Source organism: Mesorhizobium sp. M1A.F.Ca.IN.020.03.2.1 (assembly GCF_004023205.1).
Lineage (GTDB): Bacteria > Pseudomonadota > Alphaproteobacteria > Rhizobiales > Rhizobiaceae > Mesorhizobium.
The window spans coordinates 1-7256 of record NZ_RZSV01000251.1; the positions used below are offsets into that span (position 1 = coordinate 1).

Annotated in this window: 6 protein-coding genes; 5 read left to right on the forward strand and 1 reads right to left on the reverse strand. The window is 62.7% G+C overall.

What is annotated here, in order from left to right; genetic code table 11:
* A partial coding sequence (locus EOA79_RS27095) for a porin (protein ID WP_164893961.1) occupies positions 1 to 814 on the forward strand: 814 nt, incomplete at its 5' end.
* Between the two features lie 269 nt (positions 815 to 1083).
* Here EOA79_RS27095 and EOA79_RS27100 read toward each other — a convergent pair.
* Positions 1084 to 2766, reverse strand: coding sequence for a sulfotransferase (locus EOA79_RS27100; protein ID WP_095823689.1), 1683 nt, complete (start codon positions 2764 to 2766; stop codon positions 1084 to 1086).
* A gap of 130 nt (positions 2767 to 2896) precedes the next feature.
* On the opposite strand from EOA79_RS27100, the gene EOA79_RS27105 reads away from it, so the two are divergent.
* The 4 genes from EOA79_RS27105 to EOA79_RS27120 form a co-directional block, all read left to right on the forward strand.
* Positions 2897 to 4009 carry a pyridoxal phosphate-dependent aminotransferase gene (locus EOA79_RS27105; RefSeq protein ID WP_095823690.1) on the forward strand — a complete coding sequence of 371 codons (1113 nt, stop codon included), beginning with the start codon at positions 2897 to 2899 and terminating at the stop codon, positions 4007 to 4009.
* A gap of 72 nt (positions 4010 to 4081) precedes the next feature.
* Positions 4082 to 4366: an acylphosphatase gene (locus EOA79_RS27110; RefSeq protein WP_067321058.1), complete on the forward strand. Its 285-nt coding sequence runs from the start codon at positions 4082 to 4084 to the stop codon at positions 4364 to 4366.
* Positions 4367 to 4566: 200 nt separating this feature from the next.
* A complete protein-coding gene (locus EOA79_RS27115; RefSeq protein ID WP_095823691.1) occupies positions 4567 to 5724 on the forward strand; it encodes a CAP domain-containing protein in 1158 nt (385 codons plus the stop codon).
* Positions 5725 to 5828: 104 nt separating this feature from the next.
* Positions 5829 to 7256, forward strand: a 1428-nt coding sequence (locus EOA79_RS27120) for a type I secretion system permease/ATPase (protein ID WP_128293466.1), incomplete at its 3' end; no start/stop codon positions are given.

Genomic DNA, 7256 nt, shown 5'->3' on the forward strand with positions numbered 1-7256 from the left:
CGGCTATGGCGATTCGGTCACCGCCGGCGGCCAGCCGATCGGCAATCCCGCCGGTAACAAGGGCATCACGCTGAATTTCGCCTGGATCCAGCTCGGCGGCCTGCGCGTCGGCAAGGACGAATCGGCCTTCAACACGTTCATCGGATACGCCGGCAACGTCATCAACGATACGCTGGTTCCCTATGGCGGCTTCGACACCAACGTCGTCCAGTACTACTTTGACGCCGGCAACGGCTTCTCGGCTGTGGTCTCGCTGGAAGAAGGGGCCGGTTCCGCTGGCGGCCCGGTTGTTGATGGGGCTGGCAATTACCTCTACAATGCCGGTTCGGGCAATGACACCATCGACAGCTATGTTCCGCATGTTGTCGGCGGCGTGAAGTATACCCAGGGCTGGGGCGCCATCACGGGCGTCGTCGCCTATGACAGCGCCTGGGATGAATGGGCAGGCAAGGTCCGCTTGGATGTGAACGCGACCAACGAGCTGTCGCTTTTCCTCATGGCCGGCTACGGGTCGGACGACCACATCGACCGAAACTTCTACAAGCAGTGGGGCGGAAACTGGGCAGTCTGGGGCGGCGGCACCTACAAGTTCAACGAGAAGACCTCGTTCAACCTCCAGGCCTCTGCTGATGACGCCAAGAACTACGGCGTCGCAGCCAACGTCGCCTACGACATTGTGCCTGGCTTCACGGTTACGGCCGAGGTCGATTACTTGCACGATGGCAAATTCGGCGAACTGGACGACCGAAACTGGACCAACGCCAATAAGAAGAACAGCGTCGGCGGTATGCTCCGCTTCCAGCGTTCGTTCTAATCAGCAGCGTCCAACTGAAATCGAAACCCGGCGGGCAACTGCCGGGTTTTTTCTTTTCTGCGGGCAGTTCCTCAAAGCACCATTGCGCAGTGCTGCACTCGATAAGATGGCAGAAATCCGCCGTTCACGCCCCGGCTCCTGGTCTCCGCCGTGCCGCTTCCCTCCTTGCTTCGCCAGAGAACGACGAAACAATGAACGTTCTGCCAATCGCCACACGAGCGATTTTGCGGTGTACCTTCCGGCCAGAATTTTTCTAGTAGGAAACTAAATTACAGGTCAACCTCAGCCAAGTTGCCCAAGGCTTCGATCAGCGGTTGGATCTCGCCTTCATAGTTCCTCCAACGCTTGACGGACGACTTGTAAATCGGCTGGCGAACCTGCCAACGGCTGAAAGTGTTTACCGAGCCGTCCCTGTCAAAAAAGCGCAAGCAGGCGTCGTCCCAAGGCAACCCGAGATAATCTATCAAGCGGCGCGACTGCTCCTCTTGATTTTCAATCAATATCTCATACCGGTTTTCGAAGATGCGGCCCGGAAGAACGTTGTTCCAGTGCCGCATTAGGCGGTCATATTCTCTGTAGTATAGCCCTAGTGTCTCAAGATCTGCGCTGTAGTTATGCGCTTCATTGAACTGCAGCACGAAGCAGGAGATGCAATTGTCGATGGCATCGCGGCGGCAATGAATGATGCGCGCGTTGGGAAACAGGATGCCGATTAGTCCGATCAACTCGAAATTGTGGGGCATCTTGTCGACGATTCGAAGCGCATCAGGCGCTCGCTCACGTAGATAGGCAAGATGCTCGGATGCCAGCGTCTTGGTCAATTCGGGAGTAATCGTCGCGACCGATTTAGCGACGTTTGCGTCAGGGCCGTCTCTGAGGCCTAGCCCGTTGGCAATTCGTCTGAGCTTGCTGAGTTCGCCGGCGCCATGAACATCAGGATGGCTGGCGCAAATCTGCTCTGTCAGCGTCGTGCCCGAGCGAGGCATGCCGACGATGAACACAGGCACCTCCGAGGGATTGCCATAAGCGGCCATTGAAGCCACCAGTCCGGGTGTGAAGGTCTCGATCACGGCATCGACCCAGCGACGATAGCATCCCAGGTCGAATTTTAGGCCCCTGGCCTGATTCCCTTGCTTGAAGTGGTCCATCGCCTCCTGATAGCGATGGAGATCGTTGAGCACCTTTCCGGCGGCGTGGTGCAGCGCTGCCATTCCCTCCGGCCCATGGCCCGAATCTCGAATCTCCGTGAGGATTGCCGCGAGTTCCGTCGGCTCTTCCGTGAATTTGCGCGTTTGCATAAGCGCGTGATAGGCTCCCGGTACCGCGATGCGCCGTTTTATCGCCTCTTTCAGATGAACTGCCGCTTCCTCCATACGGCCAAGGCTCGCGAGTGCACCCGGCAACCCCAACCGGGCCCCAGGATGATTTCGGTCGAACTCGAGCGCCCTCTCAAAGAGCGGCAGCGCCATCTCTCCCTTGTCGAACGCCTTGTAAGCTTCGCCCAGGGCGCAAAGCGCTTCCACCAGATCCGGTTTCAAGGCCAAGGCCTGCTGAAAGTGCCTGATTGCCGGCGTAAACTCGCTGAGCTTCAGGTAGGTCTCGCCGAGACTAAGGTGGTAGTAAGGATTTCGTGGCTCCTCTCCGACCGCCCGGGCGAAGTACCGCAAAGCCTTCTCGTTGTCGAATCCGATGCCGAGGGTTCCCAGGATGTAAAAAGCCAGCGGATGGTTTGGGGTACGCGCCAGGACACGAAAGCAGAGTTCCTCCGCCTCAGGCAATTGCTCAGCTTTCTGAAACTCGAGCGCCTGCCTCAACAGCATGTCGTCGGCTTGCACGCGAGACGGACCGGACTTCAGCTGTGCCTTGGGTGCTACGGTTTTCGGCGGTGCCGCCTTAGCCGAGGGTTGAGTTTTCAGGTGCTTTGCCCAGGAAGGCGGCAATCGGTTGCTCATCCTGCGTCGCTAGCAAAAGCGGGCGGGAGAATCTAGTCCGGCTATGGTGCGTCTTCGTTGTTTGTCGCGCAGCTTGCACCCACCCCTCGCTCAAGCTAGCAAGAAGCCTCCTCTCAACCGAGCCTTTGCCATGCGCCAGCGCCCTTCCCTTACGCCGATCGTCGGCACGCTTCCCACCACGGTGCCGTTTGTCGGGCCGGAGGCGCAGGAGCGCGAGCGCGGGCGGCCTTTCCGCGCCCGCATCGGCGCCAATGAAAGCAGCTTTGGGCCCTCGCCGCGCGTGATTGCCCGCATGGAGAGCGTCGCGCGCGACCAGTGGATGTATTGCGACCCCGACAATTTCGAGCTGAAGGTCGCGGCGGCCGCGCATCACAAAGTCGGCGTCGAGAACGTGGTGGTCGGCGAAGGCATTGACGGACTGCTCGGCCTTGTGGCGCGCATGTATGTCGCGCCGGGCGACGCGGTGGTGACCTCGCTTGGCGCCTATCCCACCTTCAACTTCCACATCGCCGGCGTCGGCGGCCGGCTGGTGACGGTTCCCTACGCCAACGACAAGGAGGACCTCGACGGGCTGCTTGCCGCTGTCGCCCGGGAACGAGCGCCGCTCGTCTATCTCTCCAATCCGGACAATCCGATGGGAAGCTGGTGGGAGGCGCCGGACCTCGTCCGCTTCATCGAGGCGCTGCCGGAAACCACCATGCTGGTGCTGGACGAGGCCTATGGCGAGCTGGGACCGGCATCGGCGCTGCCGCCGATCGACGTCGCGCGGCCGAACGTCGTGCGCATGCGCACCTTCTCCAAGGCCTACGGGCTTGCCGGCATCCGCTGCGGCTATGCGGTGGCCGAACGGGAAGTGATCCGCGACTTCGAAAAGATCCGCAACCATTACGGCGTCAGCCGCATGGCGCAGATCGCCGGGCTCGAGGCGCTGGCCGATCAGGACTATCTGAATTCGGTGGTGGCGCGCGTGGCCGCGGGGCGCCGGCGCATTGCGGCCATCGCCGAGGAAAACGGGCTGAAGCCGCTGCCCTCGGCGACCAATTTCGTCACCATAGACTGCGGCCGCGACGGCGCCTTCGCGCTGAAGGTGATGCAGGCGCTGCTCTCGCGCGACGTCTTCATCCGCAAGCCGATGGCGCCGCGGCTCGACCGCTGCATCCGGGTCAGCGTCGGCCTCGACCATGAGCTCGACATCTTCGCCGAGGAATTGCCTGGCGCGCTGGCGACGGCGCGGGGGAACTAACGGCGATCCACAGCCGTTGCGTTTGCGCGGCGCCGAGCCGGATTCCGTAAGGCTTCGAAGGCGGAGACGAGCATGGTCGAGCAGAAGAGAACCGTTCGGGCGCGCATCTCCGGCAAGGTGCAAGGGGTCAGCTATCGGGTTTGGGCGCGGGACGAAGCCGTGCGCCTCGGACTGACGGGCTGGGTGCGAAACGAGCACGACGGTTCGGTCACGGCGCTCATCGCCGGCGCCGACGCAGCGATCGACTCGATGGTCGATCGGCTGTGGCGGGGGCCTAGGGGCGCGACGGTCATCAGGGTCGAGGTCGAAGAACGCACGGACGACAGTGCACCTATCGACTTCAGGATCATCGCCTAGGCAAGTCCGCCGAAATCAGCTTCCATCCACCGATCGGCAAACCGTCCGACATTGCTTCTGGTGCGATACGCACACGATATATGTGCGTATATTCCGATTTGTTACTTTAGCGCCGCATGATGAACATATTTGCTCCATAGCCGGAAAGGCGGGTGACGGAGATCAGGGGGCTCACCAAACAGTATCAACGGGGATATCCGATGCCGCAGCACAGTGCCAACGAGCAGTATCTGCTCGAGCTCATCAATGCTGAGCGCGCCAAGACCGGCGCCCAGCCCCTGGCCTTCGACAACGATCTCAGCGAAGCCGCCGAGGGCCACGACAAGTGGATGCTGGCCACCGACACATTCTCCCACACCGGTTCCGGGGGTTCGTCGCCGACGACGCGCATGACGAATGCCGGTTATACGCTGAGCGGCTCATGGGCCACGGGCGAGAACATCGCCTGGGCAACGACCCGCGCGCCGACCGGCTATGTCGACGAGGTCAAGCTTCTCCACACCAATCTGATGAATTCTCCCGGGCACCGGGCCAACATCCTCAATTCCAACTTCCGTGAAGTTGGGCTCGCCTTCGAGGTCGGCGACTACAAGGGCCGCAGCAGCGCCTTCGTCACCGAGGATTTCGCCAAGAGCGGCACGGATATCTTCCTCACCGGCGTCGCTTTCGACGACAAGGACGGCGACCGTTTCTACGATCCGGGCGAAGGGCTGGGCACCATCACTGTGACCGCCAGGAACTCAGCCGGCCAGACCTTTAAGACCACGACCTCGGCCGCCGGCGGCTATGATCTAGCGCTGAAGCCCGGCACCTATAACGTCACTTTTTCTGGCGCCAATATCGCCACTTCGACGCAGACGGCGACAATCGGCACCAAGAACGTCAAGCGCGACCTGATCGACCCGGCAATGAAATCGGGCACGCTCGCGGCGACGGCATCGGCAGAAGATTCAGGATCCGATTCAAGCCACGCCCCGGCCGCGCCGACCAGCGGACCGAACACGGGCAACGGCACCAAAAACTGGCTCGCCGACTTCTTCGGCAAGCATCCTGTTGGCGACCGGGGCACGCCTGGTCTCACCGACTCCACCGACGCGCCCAAGCATGATGCGGTGGCCTTGGACAGCGACCAATTCTTGTTCCGTCACGCCTCGCACGCCAATCCGGACAACGCGCCGGATCCGTCGGACCATGTCCAGCAGGCTGTGGAACGGGCGGCAGCGGGGCTGCACGACCACCTGCCGGCCGACAATCCGGTCTTTGCCGACGCGGCCGATGCGGCGCAGTCCGCGATCACCAAGATCCTGGCGCAGATTGCCGGCCATTCCGACCATCAAACGACGGAACTCGTCGGCTGATCCATTCACCGCGGGCCGCGCCTCGATCGCGGCCCGCCAACCCGCCTCAAGCCGGGCGCGGTTTTTTCGGGGGTAACCATCTGACACGCTCGCCTTTAGCTGACCTGAAACCTTCCGAGCTTCGCAAGGCGCTCGCCTCCTTCCGCGGCCCGTATGCGGCCGTCGCCGGCCTCAGCGGCCTCATCAACGTGCTGATGCTGTCCGGTTCGCTGTTCATGCTACAGGTCTATGACCGCGTTCTGCCTAGCCGCAGCGTGCCGACGCTGGTGGCGCTGATCATTCTGGTCGCCGTGCTTTATGCCTTCCAGGGCGTCCTCGAAGCGATCCGTGCGCGCGTGCTGACACGCATCGGCGCCGGCATCGACGAGCTCATCGCCGGCCGCGTCTTCAACTGCCTCGTGCGGCTGCCGCTCAGAACGCCTGATCGCGGCGAAGGCCTGCAGGCGCTGCGCGACCTCGACCAGGTCAGCGGCTTCCTTTCCAGCCCCGGCCCGGGTGCGCTGTTCGATCTGCCATGGATGCCGCTCTATGTTGTGATCTGCTTTCTTTTCCATCCGTGGATCGGCGTCGCGGCGCTCATCGGCGCGCTGCTGCTGATCGCGCTGACGGCACTCACCGATCGCCTGGTCCGCGCCCCGACCAAGGCAATGTCCGGCTTCGGCACAAGGCGCGGCGCGATCGCGCAGGCGAGCGCCCGCAACGCCGAAGTGCTGGCCGCCATGGGCATGGGCGAGAGGCTGGCCGGGCGCTGGAGCCAAGCAAACAACGCCTTCCGCGAGGCGCAGGCGCAGGCGAGCGACCTGACGAGCGGATTGGGTGCGGCTTCGCGCATCATGCGCATGATGCTGCAGTCGATGGTCCTGGCGCTCGGCGCCTATCTGGTCATTTACCAGCAGGCCACGCCCGGCATCATCATCGCCAGTTCAATCCTGACATCGCGGGCGCTGGCGCCGATCGAGCTCGCCACCGCGTATTGGAAGCACTTCCTCAGCGCGCGCCAGAGCTGGCAGAGGCTGGTCGATCTGTTTGCCGCCTTTCCGGTCGACGATGGCGGCATGGAGCTTCCGGCGCCAAACGCGACACTCGCTGTGGAAACCGTCGGGGTGACGGCGCCTGGTGGACGGCGCATCCTGCTGGAGGATATCGACTTTTCGCTCGACGCCGGCTCCGGCATGGGCCTGATCGGCCCGAGCGGCTCCGGAAAATCCTCGCTCGTGCGCGCGCTCGTCGGCGTATGGCCCACGATGCGCGGCAAGATCCGTCTCGACGGCGCTGCAATCGAGCAGTGGCCGGCGCAGGCGCTTGGCCGCCATATCGGCTATCTGCCGCAGGATGTCGAATTGTTCGCCGGTACGGTCGCCCAGAACATCAGCCGCTTCGACGAGAACGCCATGCCGGAGGCGATCATCGAGGCCTCCCAGGCTGCCGGCGTGCACGACATGATCCTGCGCCTGCCCGAAGGCTATCAAACCGAGATCGGCGAGAGCGGCGCGGCACTTTCCGCCGGACAGCGTCAGCGTGTAGGCCTGGCG